The sequence below is a fragment of the Bacillus sp. IT-79MI2 genome (genome assembly GCF_949768135.1).
Taxonomy (GTDB): Bacteria; Bacillota; Bacilli; order Bacillales; family Bacillaceae_G; genus Bacillus_A; species Bacillus_A pseudomycoides.
Genome location: NZ_CATKPV010000137.1, coordinates 1 through 727 on the forward strand (window position 1 = coordinate 1; position 727 = coordinate 727).

Here is a 727-nt window from a genome sequence, read left to right on the forward strand (position 1 = left end):
TTCCATAAGCCGATTAACAGTTGTCCAGTCTTTTAGTTCTATATAAATCTCTATTAAATTTCGTAATATGTATATTCTATCGGCATTTTGTGGGAGAAAAGTGGCGAGCTCTAAATTTTTTTCATAATATTTAATCGCTTTGGTATAGTCTTTTAAACCTTGATAGATTTTCCCATAATTATATGTAATCAAACATGAATTCAAAGGATTGTTACTAGTCTTTGCTTCAATTTCAGCTTGTTTTAAGGATTCAAGTGCTTGCTCAGGTAGTTTATCCATGTTATATTGCATCGCAAGAATGATTAACACATATATTTTTTGTTGTTCATCATTAAATTTCTTATACAATTTATAGGATTTTTTTGCATACAAACGACTTATGCTTGTATCTTTAAATAAACTTTGGCTCGTTAGACTTAAGTTATAATATATATGAGCGTGTTGCTTTATTTCTTTAGGGCCAAGCATACTTTCGAGCTTCTTGTAAATTTCATATGCTACAACATAATCTTGTTTATTAGAAAAATATAGCCCTCTAGCCATTAAATAATATGTATAATCGTCCATATTTTGTGTTGCTACTGAATTCGGAATCACTTGTGACGCTTGATCGACAAGTGACGCTACATATATTAAGTTATAGTTTCGAGCATGGTAGTATATGAGAACACCGTAGACCTTTAGTAATATAGAAATTGAGTCCGTATCGCGAACATACAGTTCTAAC

At 30.9% G+C, this 727-nt stretch carries 1 protein-coding gene; it reads right to left on the minus strand.

What is annotated here, in order from left to right; genetic code table 11:
- On the minus strand, positions 1-727 hold a 727-nt coding region (locus tag ACM6HU_RS27395; RefSeq protein ID WP_414848553.1), incomplete at both ends, for a tetratricopeptide repeat protein.